The sequence below is a fragment of the Halobacillus sp. B29 genome (assembly GCF_052246755.1).
Lineage (GTDB): Bacteria > Bacillota > Bacilli > Bacillales > Halobacillaceae > Halobacillus > Halobacillus halophilus.
Map to the genome: position 1 here is coordinate 149,409 of NZ_JBQQCM010000010.1, position 16,785 is coordinate 166,193.

17 protein-coding genes are annotated in these 16,785 nt (G+C 41.3%); 11 read left to right on the forward strand and 6 right to left on the reverse strand.

Features of this window, described 5'->3' with window-relative positions:
* Positions 1–93 precede the first annotated feature (93 nt).
* From ACTWP7_RS13985 to ACTWP7_RS14000, 4 genes are all read right to left on the reverse strand, one after another.
* The gene (locus ACTWP7_RS13985; protein WP_443123723.1) at positions 94–1,401 is read right to left on the reverse strand and encodes an efflux RND transporter periplasmic adaptor subunit; all 1,308 of its coding nucleotides are present in this window, start codon (positions 1,399–1,401) and stop codon (positions 94–96) included.
* A gap of 23 nt (positions 1,402–1,424) precedes the next feature.
* On the reverse strand, positions 1,425–2,096 hold the full coding sequence (locus ACTWP7_RS13990; RefSeq protein WP_443123724.1) for a hypothetical protein: 672 nt from the start codon (positions 2,094–2,096) through the stop codon (positions 1,425–1,427).
* 1,243 nt (positions 2,097–3,339) lie between these two features.
* The gene (locus ACTWP7_RS13995; protein ID WP_443123725.1) at positions 3,340–4,722 is read right to left on the reverse strand and encodes an MATE family efflux transporter; all 1,383 of its coding nucleotides are present in this window, start codon (positions 4,720–4,722) and stop codon (positions 3,340–3,342) included.
* Complete coding sequence (locus ACTWP7_RS14000) at positions 4,719–5,171, reverse strand: MarR family winged helix-turn-helix transcriptional regulator (protein WP_443123726.1); 453 nt, start codon at positions 5,169–5,171, stop codon at positions 4,719–4,721. The genes ACTWP7_RS13995 and ACTWP7_RS14000 overlap by 4 nt, the downstream gene beginning before the upstream one ends.
* 273 nt (positions 5,172–5,444) lie before the next feature.
* Between ACTWP7_RS14000 and ACTWP7_RS14005 the strand changes: the two genes are divergently transcribed.
* The 4 genes from ACTWP7_RS14005 to ACTWP7_RS14020 all read left to right on the forward strand — a co-directional run bounded on the left by ACTWP7_RS14005 (position 5,445) and on the right by ACTWP7_RS14020 (position 8,576).
* The gene (locus ACTWP7_RS14005; protein WP_443123727.1) at positions 5,445–6,107 is read left to right on the forward strand and encodes a DUF4396 domain-containing protein; all 663 of its coding nucleotides are present in this window, start codon (positions 5,445–5,447) and stop codon (positions 6,105–6,107) included.
* 415 nt (positions 6,108–6,522) lie between these two features.
* On the forward strand, positions 6,523–6,819 hold the full coding sequence (locus tag ACTWP7_RS14010; RefSeq protein ID WP_443123728.1) for a hypothetical protein: 297 nt from the start codon (positions 6,523–6,525) through the stop codon (positions 6,817–6,819).
* Positions 6,820–7,064: 245 nt separating this feature from the next.
* Complete coding sequence (locus ACTWP7_RS14015; protein WP_443123729.1) at positions 7,065–7,253, forward strand: hypothetical protein; 189 nt, start codon at positions 7,065–7,067, stop codon at positions 7,251–7,253.
* 399 nt (positions 7,254–7,652) lie between these two features.
* Positions 7,653–8,576 (forward strand): YegS/Rv2252/BmrU family lipid kinase, encoded by a 924-nt coding sequence (locus ACTWP7_RS14020; protein WP_443123730.1) that lies wholly within the window; start codon positions 7,653–7,655, stop codon positions 8,574–8,576.
* A 55-nt stretch (positions 8,577–8,631) separates the two neighbouring features.
* On the opposite strand, the gene ACTWP7_RS14025 is transcribed toward ACTWP7_RS14020, so the two are convergent.
* The gene (locus tag ACTWP7_RS14025; protein WP_443123731.1) at positions 8,632–9,243 is read right to left on the reverse strand and encodes a class I SAM-dependent methyltransferase; all 612 of its coding nucleotides are present in this window, start codon (positions 9,241–9,243) and stop codon (positions 8,632–8,634) included.
* A gap of 167 nt (positions 9,244–9,410) precedes the next feature.
* Between ACTWP7_RS14025 and ACTWP7_RS14030 the strand changes: the two genes are divergently transcribed.
* From ACTWP7_RS14030 to abc-f, 3 genes are all read left to right on the forward strand, one after another.
* Positions 9,411–9,875 (forward strand): MarR family winged helix-turn-helix transcriptional regulator, encoded by a 465-nt coding sequence (locus ACTWP7_RS14030; protein WP_443123732.1) that lies wholly within the window; start codon positions 9,411–9,413, stop codon positions 9,873–9,875.
* Between the two features lie 61 nt (positions 9,876–9,936).
* The gene (locus ACTWP7_RS14035) at positions 9,937–10,044 is read left to right on the forward strand and encodes an RAxF-45 family protein (protein WP_443123733.1); all 108 of its coding nucleotides are present in this window, start codon (positions 9,937–9,939) and stop codon (positions 10,042–10,044) included.
* A 99-nt stretch (positions 10,045–10,143) separates the two neighbouring features.
* A complete protein-coding gene (abc-f, locus tag ACTWP7_RS14040) occupies positions 10,144–12,012 on the forward strand; it encodes a ribosomal protection-like ABC-F family protein (protein ID WP_443123734.1) in 1,869 nt (622 codons plus the stop codon).
* A gap of 106 nt (positions 12,013–12,118) precedes the next feature.
* On the opposite strand, the gene ACTWP7_RS14045 is transcribed toward abc-f, so the two are convergent.
* A complete protein-coding gene (locus ACTWP7_RS14045) occupies positions 12,119–13,216 on the reverse strand; it encodes an SDR family oxidoreductase (RefSeq protein ID WP_443123735.1) in 1,098 nt (365 codons plus the stop codon).
* A gap of 362 nt (positions 13,217–13,578) precedes the next feature.
* Here ACTWP7_RS14045 and ACTWP7_RS14050 point away from each other — a divergent pair, with 362 nt between their 5' ends.
* From ACTWP7_RS14050 to ACTWP7_RS14065, 4 genes are all read left to right on the forward strand, one after another.
* Positions 13,579–13,860 carry a glutaredoxin family protein gene (locus ACTWP7_RS14050; RefSeq protein WP_443123736.1) on the forward strand — a complete coding sequence of 94 codons (282 nt, stop codon included), beginning with the start codon at positions 13,579–13,581 and terminating at the stop codon, positions 13,858–13,860.
* Positions 13,861–13,956: 96 nt separating this feature from the next.
* A complete protein-coding gene (locus ACTWP7_RS14055) occupies positions 13,957–14,343 on the forward strand; it encodes a YppG family protein (protein ID WP_443123737.1) in 387 nt (128 codons plus the stop codon).
* A 94-nt stretch (positions 14,344–14,437) separates the two neighbouring features.
* Entirely contained in the window at positions 14,438–15,124 is a 687-nt protein-coding gene (locus ACTWP7_RS14060; protein WP_443123738.1) for an alpha/beta hydrolase, read from the forward strand.
* 23 nt (positions 15,125–15,147) lie between these two features.
* A complete protein-coding gene (locus ACTWP7_RS14065; RefSeq protein WP_443123739.1) occupies positions 15,148–16,428 on the forward strand; it encodes an MFS transporter in 1,281 nt (426 codons plus the stop codon).
* The last annotated feature ends 357 nt before the right edge of the window (positions 16,429–16,785 follow it).

Here is a 16,785-nt window from a genome sequence, read left to right on the forward strand (position 1 = left end):
CATGCAGCGATTCAATATGCAATGGATAGGATCATCATCCATCATTAAAAAGCACCCTTTCCTTTAAGGAATAAGGGTGCTCACCTGATTAAATTAACGAGCTAGCAAACCTAGCAATCCATAATTCATAATACTCTCCTGATCTGAATGCCATATTTGTGAAACATCCAAGTCCTGAGACTTGAGAGGAGTAAAAAAGGTGGAATTCCTTCTAAACTCGTCTTTTGGCTGATAGGCTACCCACTCTCCAGCTTCTAAGCCTTTTTGTATTTCTACCAGGTTATTTTCTTTAAGCCCTGTTTCTACTTCGTGGCGGTCGATCTTTCCATCTTCATTCATCGTCCACACGTAGGATTTCTTCTCGCTTATAAGGCCATCCTCAAGAGTGGTAACGACCCCGTCAACTTGCTTTGTAATAATCTCTACTTCTGCATGATAACCCGGTAATACCTTATCATCTACTTCATCCACCGCGACTTCATATGGATACCTGCTGCTTTCGTTGATTTCAACCTCTTCTGGATGATCCTGAATGGCTGCAAGAGATCCATTAAGCTCCATATTCAGTTCAGGAACGTACATCGTTACCGGCATTTCTGGTTTTACCTCAGGACGGTGTTCTTCCTTTAAATCTCCTTTAAGGTTCAGAACTGTTGATGCAAGGGTTATTATGGGTTCGTCCAAATCATTTGAAGTATCCGTGACAGTCCCTGAGAACGGACTGCTCACCGTAATGACCTCTCCATTCTCACGCAGTTGGTTAAGTTGACTTTCCACCATGGCAGCCATGGCTTCTTTTTGAGCCAGGGCAGTTTCTTGTTCAGCAATTTTTTCTTTTTTTAGAAACTCTGTTTCTGCATAGGACGTTTCCATGTCTCTATTACTAGTTTCTCCATTGGCAGGACTGTCTGGGGTGAGGTTTCCGAAATTTGTATTATTTTCCGTGTTCGGGTCGTTCTGTTCTGGTTCGCTCAAATCATTTTCAGGCTCAGGTACTGTGTAGTCCTCGAGCTCTTGTATGTAATTTTCTAGAGCCGCTATTTCCTGTTCTAAACGGGTTTGTTTATTTTCAAGCTGCGCTTCCTTTCCGGTATAGTCTTCTACTTCATAAGAATATAAGTCATCGCCTTCGTCTACGGTCTGACCTTCTTTTGCAATGAATTCATGAAAAGCGCCAGAATCCTGGTTGAAGTAAACAGGAGTGGTTTTAGCAGATGCAAAAACCCCTTCAGAAGACAAGGTGTTCTGCAAGTCCGATGTAGTTGACTCAGACCATTCCTTAATATAGGACTTGCGTTCCACATGGCCCTCTTCGTCAAAGTAAATAAGCAGAGCATTGGCTGCTATGAATGCAATTATTAAGAAACCTAGGATTCTTTTACTATATCTTTTATTTTTCATATACGTTCACACCTTCTGCTTTCTTACCTGAGTAAATAGTGTAAAAACAGGTCATAGTTGGATAGAGCTGCTGTTCCGGTCCACAAAAGCAAGTGCCAAAAAACCACACCTGTCCATATCCACCTTTTTCGAGTAGGGGAGATGCTCGAGATGCAAGTCACCTGGTACCAAATGATAAACAATTGAAAAATGGAAATAGAGCCAAGTAAATAAATAATCCAATCTATATTGGTTATGTAGGAAGTGATAATTCCAAATGAAAAAGGTGAAACATACCAGTCAAGTCCGAAATAAATCATTAGCGGGATCCATAGTATACGCTCAAGAAGCATGATCAAAAGGACATTCATTTGGATAATCAAAAGCTTCTTATAAGAAACATGATTAAACAACCAGAAAAAGAAAGAAGAAATGAATAAGATGAATACATATAACAGAATTCCAAATGCTACACGACCGATCAAGAACCAGGCTTTTCGAAATTCATATTCCACTCTGTTTAAAGTGGTCATCTCATCTGATAGAGGATCAGTCCCAAGACCCATCCAGGATGTCCAAACATAGGTAAAAATGGTTAAACCTAGTAATAAGAATAATAGTTTCCAAACGTTTTTAATTCGTTCCGCTTCCCTCAATTTGAATAAATGGTCTTCGCGGCGAATAAACAGTTTCATTAAGTTTACTGAATAAGTCATTCGGTCCATCCTTTATCTTTTTTTGTCTATTCTGTATTTATTTTAACTGAATTTGTCACACCTTGCTATATGATAATTGGAATCATTGGAAAAAATAACAATTTACTATTTCTCTTAATCTAAAGGAAGGCTTGATTATGATTTTAGTAGAAGTTATTGTTTAATTTTTCATAAGCGGACTATTAAATTATCGGAACGTAAGCTGGAAGCATTCATTTTGAAATAGAGATTTACGGTGAAGGTTCTTCGTGGGACGATTCGCTTTAGCCCTGCAGCATCCAACGTCGAACGACCCATATTAAACTCAGTGTTAGTATGCAATCGGGAGCTAGTATGATAAATCCGTTGGGAAATGATTAGAATTTTAATAAAAGCCCTGAGTAAACTTCCATATTGATTTTAAGTTAAAGCTCCCGTTTGTTGAAGACTTGATTACGAGATATTTGTTGAGTGGAAGGTCCTCCGGGGGACGATTTCGCTTTCCGCGGGCATGTGCTGAGTCTCCTCAGGCTTCGCCTTCCGGGGTCTCACCGATCATGTTCATCCCGCTCTTACCCTTTAGGAAGTTGCAAACGTCAATCATGACCTAAACGACATGTAGTGCTCTCCAGCTCCAGCACCTAGCGGCTAGTGAGACTTCCCTCACTTCTGTACGATAAGGCAACATCGAATCGCTCCGCTCTTCGTGTTTTCTATATCTCCGCCAGCTCAGTCCAGTCCATACGCCGCTGAGCAAGGTGCATCCGCTTTTAAAATAGGAGTCTTCACCCTCCCCCCTACGGACCTGGCCAAATTAGAAAATCGAAACCATTTAAGACATCGACTGGTTAATGAGAAAAAAGCATGTGATCATGAGGCTATTTTCATGTTATAACGATGTGAGATAGCCTGTCATAAAAGCATTTAGAACCGATTAAAAAGGAGAAGATTCTCTCTTATAAAAGCGTCCGTTATTCTCACTCGGCTGGGTTGGAGGGGAAATGACGAGACTCCCATGGGAGAAGGGACTAGGTGAGATCCCGCAGGGAGTGAAACGAGCGAGGAAGCTCACCGTTCCCCCATAGGAAAGCGAGTTATTTCCCCACCAGCCCTTCTCCACATATCGTAACGGCCCGAATTATCTCGAAACTGAGTCTTACAGTAACCGGCTCTTTTGCGTAATAAGCCTCTAATGAAAAATCAAAAATAAACATTAATAGAGCCTTAATAAAAAACACGACGTCCAAGGACGTCGTGTTTTCATTTACAAGGATGTCGGGGCCGTTTCATAAGGAGGCGTCTCATTCTTTGATTTAAAAAACAAATCCCTATCCTTATATAGAAAGATAATAGAAAGTAGAAAAGCCAGCAGATCAGCTAATGGAAAGGCAAGCCATACACCGGAAACTCCAAAGAAATACGGAAGAATTAAGACGAGCGGGATTAAGAATAAAACCTGGCGGGCCATGGACAAAATCATCGCAGGTTTCGCCATCCCAAGCGCCTGATAAAGACCGCCGCTGACGACTTGAACACCAATTAGCATAGCGAGGGCGAACATAATTCGTATCGCATAAGCCCCTGTTTCAATGGTAGAGGTATCTCCGGTAAAGATATGCATGAGTGCTTCTGGGAAGATCATCATAATGGCAAAGATCCCAAACGATATTATGGTCACAATTTTCATACCGAGAAGAATGGTCTCTTTTAATCGATCATAGTTGTTGGCACCGTAATTATATCCAATAATAGGCTGCATGCCCTGCAGGACACCAATCATCGGCATAATCGTAAACATGGCAAGCTTCTGGACGATGCCGAACACACCTACCTCAAATTCCCCTCCAAATTTAATAAGCATAAAGTTGATGGCAATCATCATTCCGCTCCCAGATACCTGACGAATGAAAGCGGGCATTCCGATAGTGATAACTTCTTTAAGTACTTTCAGGTGAGGACGTAAAAAAGGGACTTTAATCTTTAAAGATGATTTACCGCTAAGGAAATAGTAAAGTACAACCACACTTACCGTCCCCTGTGAGATTACAGTAGCGACCGAAGCCCCTTTAACACCCATGTCCAGTCCGAAAATAAAAATAGGATCAAGAATAATATTTAACACAGCAGGTATGATCATGGTGATCATGGCAAAGCGTGAGTTACCTTCGGATCTTATAATGTTATTGGTTGTAAAAGCAAAGGAAAAGAATAATGTGCCCAGCAGAATGGGAAACAGGTAATCCTTTGCGTATGGCAGGATGTTTTCTGTAGCTCCAAAAAGTTTTAGCAGCGGTTCCATAATAGTGAAAGCACTAATAAAACCAAACACGCTGATAATGAGTATGGTAAATAACACATTTCCAAATACTTGGTTAGCTTCTTCCGGCTTGCTCTCCCCGAGTCTTCTTGAAATAACGGAGGCTCCCCCGATTCCTACAGCGGCTGCGACTGCCATCATAATCATCATGACCGGAAAACCAATACTCACGCCAGATACCCCAAGAATCCCGACTCCTCTTGCAATGAACAGGGTATCGACAACATTGTATAAAGCCATAACAAACATGCCGATCATAGCGGGGATGGACAAGTTAGCAAGAAGCTTTGGTATTGGCTGAGTACCTAAACGCTGACTCTGTTCTTTCAATGTTGGTCACTCCTTTCTACAGAGGGCTTCATATTCTTCTGGACTTTTTTAAGCCACGTAACCATGATTTTCTGTTCTTCCTCAGAAAGCCCTTCTGTTGCCTGAATTTCAATCTTTCGAATAATTTCCTGAATAGTGCTATGCAGTTCGCGTCCTTGGTTCGTTAATGTGATTAAATTAGAGCGTTTGTCATTCGGACTTGTTTTTTTCTCAATTCTTCCGTGTTTAAGCAAGGATTCAATGACTCCATTCATGGAGGAAGCTTTAATATATAGTTTCTTTTGTAAAGCAGTCTGTGATTGTTGACCGCAAGTGGCCAGGAAATAGATCACTCTCGCTTGAGAATGAGTAAGATCGTACTCGCCGAGTTTTTCATTATAAACATTTTGCATAAAGTGCGAGACCATATGGATGTTGTATCCTAAAGAGTTGCTGAAGTCTTGTTTCATTTGTTTAGCCTCCTAATAAATATTAGTATAGTTTAATGTATTTATGAAGTAAATATATTTGATTGGGGCTGCTTTAATGATCATGAATATACGGTGTTTATTCAATGAAAAAGTAGGTTATTAAACTGTTTTATGTAGACTTATCAGAAATAGGGGTAGTGTGAAGATTTTTTATAATCCATGTAATTATATTTAGTAAGCTAAATGTTTTCGGGAGAAATGTTTATGGAAATAGGGAAGGGGGGTAATGGATTTTATAAAGGAGGAACTGAGATGGATACTTTAACCATTATTTCAATTATAGCGCTCGCAATCGGGTTGGTTTCTTCACTGGTCATTATTGTGGATGTGACACGTTACCCGCAGCAGATGGCCATCATGAATGTAGTCTGGCCAATCAATGGATGGTTTCTTGGTCCGATAGCTATTTGGACTTATTTTAAATTGGGACGTATCAAAGCGAAAGATATAGATCGGGAAGACAACCGAGGCAGTGGAGCTCAAGTATTTACATCTACCAGTCACTGCTCAGCAGGCTGTACCTTGGGTGATGCGGTCGGAGTTCCATTTGTAGCTCTCACGGGCATAGCGATAGCAGGGTCTGTATTATTCGCTCATTATATTGTAGAATTCATTCTTGCTTATATCTTCGGTATTATATTTCAATTCTTCGCTATTTATCCTATGAACAAAAAAGCCGGAGCTACAAGTGCTATAAAAGAGGCAATAAAGGCGGATACACTTTCTTTGCTCGCTTTTGAAATCGGAATGTTCGGATGGATGGCTATTGTTCATTTTGTATTATTCACAGAGCCTCCTAAACCTACCGACGTAAGTTATTGGTTTATGATGCAGATTGCTATGATTCTTGGATTCCTTACAAGCTATCCAGCTAACCGATGGCTTGTGAAGAAAGGAATTAAAGAGGCTATGTAGGATTGTAATAAAATTGCAGCCGCAAATTACACATTCAAAATGGAGGGGCAGCACTACTCCTCCTCAGACTGTCGAGAAAGACTCGACAGTCTTTTTGTTTTTTATATGAACCCTTTAAGAAAGTTTCAAGGTGGTAAAAGTTATGATCTGGCTCAGTTTAAAGGGACCAGGAAGGGTTGAGACGTTAATAGACTGCCGGTAGACGAGACACTTCCTGATATGGAACTTGTCCGCTTTCTCACTGCAAGATAAATAGTAAAGAACAGGAGCTATGAAGCAGCTGATCAGCAGGCAGAATTGCTTATACAAAACTAACTGCGGAGCCGCACCGAGCTGGGGAGGTAGAGTAGTACTCCTACTATACCTGTAGTAAAATAAAGGAAGAGGGGTTAGTTTAGTTGAGGGGGACAAGGGTGTGGAAATTTCGCTAAGCCATAAGAAGTCTCTGTACTTCAGTTGCGGTTTTATTATCCTCATTTTATCTTCAAACTTCCTAGTACAGAAAGTAGAAATAACGGGGCGAGTGAATGCCTTCCTTGTATGGGGAACAATTGTTGACGTGATGGCAGTCATTCCTGGAGTTGTATTTCTTTTTATTTTGAGAAGAAAGCCGGCAGTATCTATTTTAGTGCCTATGTTGATGCTTGAACTTTTTATCGTTCATTGGCTTGTTCCTACTTATGCAAAGGGTAGTCTTGTGTCCTTGAACTAATCAGTGATTGTGGTGGAGGTTGTATTGGTAGGGATAGAATTTACCATCTTTTTTTTCTTAAAGACCTTCCCCAAATGGAAAAGAAGCTTCAAAGATGCTCAGGTGAATTACCCGTTTGTTTTAGGGAGGATGTTTGGAGCGAACCGTATTACTTTCGCCCCCTATAAATAGCGTGTTCATTTTCAACGACTCAGCGGATTTCTTGCCACAGATTATCGGCGGTCCGCTATGCATTATTTCCTCATTTGGATCGTTATCCTCCAAAAGAATGCAGCTTCAGTTACCATAAGAACAGTGAATACTTTGGGGTTTTCCTTATGCTTATTCATGCTATGGTTATTGAAATTATTGCGGTCCATGTCCTGCTCATGCAATTCAGTCATTCAGCAGCCTGGATTGCCACTATTCTCGACGTCTATGCTTTACTTTTTTAATCGGGGATTTTCAGGCGATTAGAAAAGCTCCTGTACATGTAGGGAACCGATCTCTAAATCTGCAAAAGGGGCTTCGTTTCCATATTTCCATTCCATTAGAAATAATAAAACAAATGAGACCCTGCGTCCACACTGCAAAAGAATGCTCTAGCGATAAGGCGGCTTTAGATAGGACACTTGCTGGATTAGAGCCTGCGCAGCCTCAATATGTTCTTGAATTATCGCAGTCATTGGAAGCTCATTTATACTTGGGGTTGAAGCGGAAAATTAACCGAATGTACATAACGGTCGATGAACCGTATGCTTTTGTGAAAGAATTGGAGAAACATGGCGTGGTTTTAAATGTGATAAATTAGTAAATCATACCTGTAGGGTTTATAGAAAGGGAGGTTCTCATTTATGGCACGATATGAAACCGGATTATTTATATACAATGGAAATGAAGATAGCAATGTACTCGAAACAAACCTTTCACAAACGATACCGATTTTGACTCAGGAAGTGAAGGAGCTAAAAGTACTCCAGACGGATTCGCTTGATGAGTTCAAGGAAGCCTGCAGAAACTATGGACCGGAAGTGGACGTCCTCTTTATTCTGGGAGGCGATGGAACTGTTCATGAAGGAATTAACAGCATGGCTGACCTGGAAAGACGTCCTGTGATAGGAGTTCTCCCTGGAGGGACGTGTAATGATTTCAGTCGTGTACTGGATACTCCCCAGAATATGCAGCAAGCGGCACGTGCAATTATTAAAGGGGAAGAACTGACGTTAGATGCTGGAAAGACCAATAATTATTACTTTATTAATTTCTGGGGAATTGGATTAGTAACTCAAGCCTCGTTTAACATTGATGAAGATAGTAAAAACCGTTTCGGCGTACTGAGCTATTTCATGAGTGCCTTAAAAACGATGAATGAAGCTACTCCTTTCGAATTTACGGTGACGGTGGATGGAGAAAAATTAGAAGGTGAAGCCATCATGATTCTCGTGATGAACGGACAATTCATCGGAACTCGCCGTGTTCCTGTCCCTTCCATTGACTTACAGGACGGTCTCCTTGATGTTCTAGTAGTTAAAAATTCCAATTTGAAATTATTTAAAGAACTGATGACAATGAAACGTCCATGGGCGAATGAGGAGCGTTTTCAAGAATTGCATCACCTTCAGGGTAAACAGGTGAAAATTGAAGTCGATTCTTCGCAGGAAGTCGATATGGACGGCGAAATTAAAGGAGAGACCCCGGCTGAACTGGAAGTGCTTCCTGATCACTTTAAATTCTTGAGCGGCGGTCCAAATGCTCTGCATGCCTTTTCTGAAAAATAAGCAAAAACAACTACAAAAGCCCCGGCTGCTCCACTAAGGAGAAGGCCGGGGCTTTTTATTTCTCACATACTGCGAGACCAAGAGGGTAATAAACATCCTCTCTGGGCGGCTCAATTAGCACGCCATTTTGATAGAAAAACTCCTGCTTAGCATAATTGGTAAATAAATTTCGGAATTCCTGAGGAGTAATCTGATGGACATGAAAAGGGGAACCGCATTCTTTTCCGCGGCCTTTGCCAAAGGGGGTGGAGATGATGAGTTTTCCACCTGGATTAAGTAATTGGTAATAGTTATGCAAAAGTTTTTCTTCTTCTTTAATATGTTCATATGTTTCAAAACTGACAATCACATCGAACGTTCCAAGGTGAGAGGATAAATGAGGGTCGATGGCATCGTGTATTTCAAAGCTGGATTTCGGATGGTAATAGGTACCTTTCGCGTAACGGATAATTTCCTGGTCGATATCGACTCCTATCACTTCATCAATTACATGTTTGCATTGCTTAGCAATCATATGAGTACCGTATCCCGCGCCGCACGATAAATCTAAAACTCGACCTTGCATGTAAGATAATGAAAACTGGTACCTTGCTGCATGTTCGAGCAGAAGATTATTCATAGGGTCTGAGTATTCGGGAATGACACGTTCTCCTGTATTTTTAACCACGATTTGTCACCGCTTTCTATGCGTCTAACCCCTTTCATTATGCCATATTTTTAGAAATTCACAAAAAAGGGTATAGTTAAATACAAAATTCATGGTGGTTTGACATGCTGATTTTGTTAAACTTATACTATCTTTATCTATAGAAAAGGACGAAAGGGCGAAGGTTTATGAGCGAACAAGAGTCATACTACAAGAAAAAACAAGATCCCTCGTTGAAATTATTTGTTGTTTTAACGAAGGCGCAGCGATCCGTAGCTGACCTGGTCAAAGATGATATCCAGCGTTATGGATTAAACCCCACAGAATTTGGAGTACTGGAACTGCTGTATCATGAAGGAGAACAGCCACTACAGAAAATTGGGGAGAAGATCCTTTTGGCCAGTGGCAGTATTACGTATGTCGTAGACAAGCTGGAAAAGAAGGAATATTTAGAACGGATTCCATGCCCGAACGACCGGCGGATTACGTTTGCTTCTATTACAGAAAAAGGCAGGGAGTTTTTGAACGACATCTTCCCGGATCATTGGAAGCAAATTGAACGGATTACCGGAGGGTTAACGGAAGAAGAAAAAGTACAAGCGATTGAACTGTTGAAAAAGCTTGGAAAAAACACAGAAGGAAATCAGGACTAGAGAATTTTCTGAAAATAGTTTATACTATAACTTAATTCTAAAGGCAAAGGAGGGTATGACGATGTTACAAATGCATGTGCTTGACTATCAATTGAACTATGTCCGCCGTGCAATTATTCACAATTCAGCTGTCAACGGGACACGTGTGTCCATTTTTACAGGTGAATAGTGAATAACATGTAACGTCTCATATCTGATTATACCAATGCGCAATGAAGTCAGAGGGTACGGGACCTCTGGCTTTTTTTGTCTTTAGGAGGAAAATAGAATGCTTATTACATTGAAAGATATTTATAAAATCGTAGGTGGCCGAGTTCTGTTTGAATGCCTTAATTTTGAATTGAATGAAGGGCAGAGAGTTGGGCTAGTCGGCCGTAATGGAAGCGGTAAATCTACTTTATTCCGCTTAATTACTAAAGAGGAAGCTATTGACGGCGGCAATGTGTTTATCCGTAAAAACTTATCGGTTGGGTATTTAAAGCAAATTCCTGAAGAGTGGGATTCATCTGGTAAAGCTTACTTGGAAGCGGCTTTTGGAGACTTGCTGCAAATGAAGAATGATATGCAGAAGCTGGAAGAGAAGATGCTGGATCCTGAACAGATGGAACGATCCCTTAGGGAATACGGAGAAATTCAAGAACGATTTACTCAGGCAGGCGGTTATGAAATCGAATCATCCATCAACCAAGTGGCTAATGGTCTGAAAGTTAAAGATCTCCTGGACCAGCCCTTCTCCCAGTTGAGCGGCGGTGAAAAAACAAAGCTTGGATTGGCGCGAATCCTACTGGAAAAGCCAGATGTGTTACTGTTGGACGAACCAACGAACCACTTGGATTTACAGGCCATTGAATGGCTTGAGGAATACTTGCAGCAGTATGACGGTTCTGTGTGTATGATTTCCCATGACCGTTCTTTTCTTAATCACACGGTTACCGATATTATGGATTTAGAATCTGGAGACATTCAAACTTATAAAGGAAACTATACTTCTTTTGAGAAGCAAAAAGAAGAGAAGCTGCTGGCTGAATTTCACCAGTATCAGGAACAGCAGAAAAAAATTAAAAAAATGAAAGAAGCGATCCGCCGCCTTAGACAATGGGCTAATGAAGCTAATCCACCAAACCCTAAATTATTTAAAAAGGCAAAGAGTATGGAGAAAGCCCTGGAGCGGATGGAAAAAATGGATAAACCGGTGGTTGATCCCAAAAAGATGAACCTTGCTCTCCATGCAGAGGGAAGAACCGGTAAGGATATACTTGTGGCTGAGGACGTCAAAAAATCTTATGGGGCTCGGACGATTTTGAATGGTGTTCATCTTCATTTAAGAAATCGGGATCGATTAGCTCTGGTGGGAACGAATGGAAGCGGGAAGTCCACTTTACTGCGCTTATTACTCGGACAGGAAGAACCTGAAGAAGGATCAATCAAAACAGGACCGTCGATCAGGATAGGATACTTGCCTCAAAACCCATTAATGGGAGCGGATCGTGATCAGAGGATGATTGATTATTTTCGAAATTCGATCAGAGTGACGGAGGGAGAAGCTCGTCACATGCTCGCCGCTTTTATGTTCTACGGGTATGATGTTTTTCAAAAGATTCGGCATTTAAGCGGCGGAGAACAAATGCGGCTGAAACTTGCGGTATTTATGCATGAAGGGATTAATGTATTAATATTGGATGAGCCAACCAACCATTTGGATATCGAGTCTCAGGAAGTACTTGAAGAGGCACTTAAAAAATTCGAAGGTACCGTACTAGGAGTGTCTCATGACCGGTATTTCTTAAATCAATGCTTTTCAGATACAGCTTATCTTTCAGGCGGGAAAATCTACAGATATATAGGTTCGTATGATGAAACCAGGAAGCACTGGATGGAGCTCTTGGCTCAGCAGCAGATGAAACATGTTCGAAAAGAATCTTCTTCAAAGGCAGAGAAGCCAAGAAACCAACCACCTGAAACCAGACAGAAATTTTCAGTCGAAGAGTCCATAGCAGATTTAGAGAAAGAAGTAACACTGCTTGAAACTCAAATGGCAGAAGAGAGTAATGTAGAGGAATTAATGAACCTTCAGGTGGAAAAGGATCAGTTGAATGAAAAGATTGAGGAGCTTTATGAACAGTGGATGGAAGAATAAAGCATAGGTCTAAGATGACTGGTAAGAAAGTTGGAATGTGAAATGAAAAAGCCTTGAGCGTAGACGCTCAAGGCTTTTTTTACAGCTTGAAAATTGGGATGATTCTTTAAAGCAGGGACGTGTGTTTTCGCTGGTCGTGTTTATGACGGCCGTAATAATCGATAAGTGTCTGCACATAAGACGTTAAGTCTGGGCAGGTAATGGAAGACCCCTGTAAGTCATTCTGATCTTCAGTCGAGTCATATTCACTTTGGGTAAGGAAATAGTCCATCGCTTCTTTCTGAATGCCAAGTTTCTTTCTAATCGAACGAATTTGTAATCCTTGGTTGGCCACCGTTCCTGGAAGATTAAGCTTAGGACGGCGATCAAGATAGGTATCGGAAAATAATTGATAAATTTCTCGAGCCGTGTAAGGATCGGGGTCCGTTAAATGATACGTTTTTCCTTTGCTTTTCTGAATATGCACCAAATAAATACTGGCTTTAATTACATAATCCTGAGGTACTAAATTAACCTTTGCCTCTCCCTTTCCAAATTGAGGGATGACCGGCAGTGTACGGAAACGATCCAGCATGTTTAATACAAAGTAGGGTCCGTCAAATTTGAGTGTTTCTCCCGTTCTTGAATGCCCCACGACAATCCCTGGCCGGATGATGGTTAGAGGGAGATGCTCGTTTTCTGATGCGACGAGCTTTTCAGCTTCATATTTTGTATATTCATAATGATTCTTGAAACCTTCTTGATGAGTGAGCTCGTCTTCGTATATTGTCCCTTCCCGTTTTCCTGAGACATAGGCTGAACTAAAATAAAGATACCTTTGTAACTTTAGGAAACCGCGAAGCCATTGGTTTACCTCACGTGTTCCCTGTACATTCACACGCCACGCTTTTGTAAGAGAAACAGCCAAATCATAGAGTGCAGCAAGATGGAAGAAATGAGTAGTCTCTCTTTCAAGTTTTGCACGTAAAGAAGGATCAAGTCCCAATTCTGGTTTCGTAATATCTCCTGGCACAAGCTCGATTTTCTGCCTGTCTACGTAAATTTCCTTTGCTAATTCTGCCACCCTTTGTTCAGCTAATCCTTCCATTTCAGGTAAGTGGATTAAGTAAACTTTGTCTACTGGATACCCTTCGAAAAACAGCTCTTCTACGATGTTGGATGCCAGGTACCCTGGAAACCCTGTACACACATAGGTGTTCGCCAAATCAATCATCTCCTATTAAGTGGTTATTTTATCCATTCGTCAGCTGAGTCAGGTTTTCCTTCTTCAACGCCTGTTGTCGTTTATCGAAAAAAGATGCGGGAATCTTTAAGACTAGATGAGTTGTGACGCCTGTATACTTATTCACCGTAATTTTATCTAAACAAAAGAGTTTTGATTTCGTCAGCATGTTCGTTCAATTTGAAGAGACACTGGCTTATTAGTAACCATTAAAGGGGGAAGTATGTTCTCCCCTTTACATATTTATAGGTACATTCTATCATAATAGGTGGTTTTGAAACTGTAATAAAAGGGTAACGAAAAAGTAATAAAGAGAGACGCAAAGGTAATGAGGAGGGATAGCTATGAGTGACCAGCAAGTTGTGGTGTACACGAGCAGGAACTGTGCAAAATGCGACCAGGTGGTAGCCAAACTCTCAGAATGGGAAATTGATTATGAAGAGCGCAATGTATCCACTAACCGTGATCACTTTAAAGAACTTCAAAATATGAAGATATATGGAACGCCAGCAACATTTGTAAATCAGGAGAAAATCTTGGGCTTTCAGGAAAGAAAGTTAAAACGAGCGCTGGGAATTCAGTCCACTGAACGTTTTGTAAATTCTGATATGATGAATTATTCATAATTCTGCAAGTGATTCTCATGGATCACTTGCTTTTTTTACACTTTTTCAGCTTTCCAACATAGGCTGAAGTAAACACGTCAAGAAGGTGGAACATCCATGTATCCCTATTATCAACAATGGTATGACTGGTCCCGTCAATCAACTGTTTATCCTTATGATCCTGCTTTTTATCAGGGTGCATACCAAAACCAGGGGAATGTAAACGGCTGGTATAATAATGGTTATAACCAAAATGCGTATGTACCTCAAAATCCTTTTCCGTATAGTTACGGCTACACAGGATATACTGAAAATGGAAATCCTGAAACATCTTCCTTCCAAGCAGGGTCGATTCCAAAGGGCGTTATGAATTATTTTCAAAATGAGGATGGGCAGCTGGATTTTGATAAAATGATGTCGACCACGGGTCAGGTAGTGAAAACGGTTCAGCAGGTTTCACCGATCGTCAAAGGCCTCGGCACGTTTGTAAAAGGCTTCAAATAAACGCGCTCCTCTTTGCGGGCGCGTGTTTTTTCTTATGGATCAAGTCGTGTGATATAATATTTCGCATAGCGAAATAATAGTGGAGGCGCGGATAATGAGCATTGGTTGTTTATGTATTCATGGCTATACGGGAAGTCCTGAGGAAGTTCAGCCCCTTGCAGATTTTTTAAGTGGACGAACTACCTGGGAGATTTCCAACCCAACTTTGCCCGGTCATGGGGAAGAATTGGATCTCCAGGGGCACTACTACCAGGAATGGATTGCCACAGCGGAGCTTGCATTATTAGACTTGTTGAAGAGAAACGATACCATTGTCATAATCGGGTTCTCTATGGGAGGGATGATTGCTGCTTATTTAACAGCTAAGTATAGAATTAACCGTCTTGTATTACTCTCGGCTGCAGGGAAATATGTGAGCCTGCCGCAAATGTACAAAGACATTTATGAAATGTTTGCAGATGCCTGGAAGGGAGCGCTTGCTTCCAATGAACTATTCACAAGATACCAGAGGAAATTACAGCAAACCTATTTGTTCTCCACAATCGAATTTATGAAATGCGTGCAGTTCACCAGACCTTACTTAAAGCAGGTTAGGTGTCCAGTGCTGATCATTCAGGGTGAACTGGATGGAATGGTTCCGAAGAAAACGGCGGAATTCCTCGATGAAGAAATTCCGGCGGAAGAAAAAGAGCTGGTCTTCCTTAAAAATTCCAAGCATTTAATCTGTCATGGAGATGATAAGGACGAGCTCTTCGATACGGTATTAGATTTTTTGGACTGATTTTAGAGAAAGGGTGCAGTTAAATGACGAAAGACAAAAATACAAAAGCACCCCTTCAAACTTCATTTTATTATGGGTGGATCATCGTTGCGGTTGCGGGGCTCAGTGTGTTTTTTTCAGGGCCGGGTCAAACCTATTCGGTTTCTATTTTCATAGATTACTATATTGAGGAATTTGAGTATTCACGTTCTCTCGTTTCAGGTATATATTCAGGCGCAACCTTGTGTGCCGGGTTTGCCTTATTCATGATGGGGAGGCTGGTTGATCGATTTGGTCAGCGAACGATGATGGTGGCGGTAGGAATTTTCTTATCCTTGGCGTTGTTTTGGAACGCCTTCCTGTTAGGTCCGATTATGATGTTTTTCGGCTTTTTTATGATTCGTTTATTTGGGCAGGGTTCGATGACTTTAATTCCCAACACCCTGGTTCCTCAATGGTTTATTCGAAAGAGAGGCCGCGCGCTTAGTGTGATGGCGATTGGCGGATTCGCGAGCTCAGCCTTAATGCCGCCTTTAAATACTTGGATGATTGAAACAGCAGGGTGGAGAACAGCATGGGGAATATGGGGCGCCCTATTATTGATTGTATTTGTGCCCGTAGCATTCTTTTTTGTCCGCAATCAGCCTAAATTGGTTGGAGAAGTACCGGATGGAACTCCAAAGCCTGTTAAAGACGATGACGATCCGAATCCAAATATAGAAGTTAATGAAAAAAGCTGGACCTTAAAAGAAGCTATGGCTACGAAAGCTTTCTGGTTTATACTTTTTTGTGTAATCGTACCGGCTCTTGTAAATACAGCTATTACCTTTCATATTGTATCCATTATGGGCTTAAGAGGTCTTGATACGGGAGTCGCTGCGATGGTGTTGACTTTAATGGCGATTATCGGGTTCCCAGTTACATTCCTGACTGGATACTTAGTGGACCGCTTCCAAGTACATTACATATTGGCTATCACTTTCTTTGGTCATATTTTTACTTTGCTGCTTCTACTATTTACAGATACTTGGTGGCTCGCTGTAGCTTTTGGTATACTGTGGGGATTTGTGAATGGGTTTGAACGTATCGTTCTGAATATAGTCTGGCCGAACTACTTTGGCCGTGAACATTTGGGGAGTATTAAAGGACTCGCACAGACCGTCATGGTTATCGGATCTGCTTTAGGGCCGCTTCCATTTGGTATTTTTTACGACTGGCTTGGAGGTTACCAGGAAGTCATTCTGTTAACGATTGCCTTCCCAGTAACGGCTGGAATTTTGGCTTTGAGTTCTCCACAGCCTAGATATGAAGACTATCACGCCTGATTGACAAAACCCAGCTCCGGTTTTTTCAACCGGAGCTGGGTTTTTTATTGCCGCCTAGGAATGACTTTTGCATGGTCTAAAGAAGACGTGGTGTTAAGAAGAGTCTGTTAAGTTGACTTTTACAAGAGATTTATTAAAGTATAGGGCCGTATAGTTGAAGACTCAGTTTCGAGATATTTTATGAGAAGAAAGGTCCTGCGGGGGATGATTCGCTTTCCGCGGGCATGTGCTGAGCCTCCTGATATGAACGAAACTGTCAACCCCTCACACTTTTGACCATCTTTAAGAAGAGAAGCATTAACGCTTCTTTTTTAAGGTCTTCATTCAGGTTTTCCTGGTAAGGGGGTCAAGTGCTCT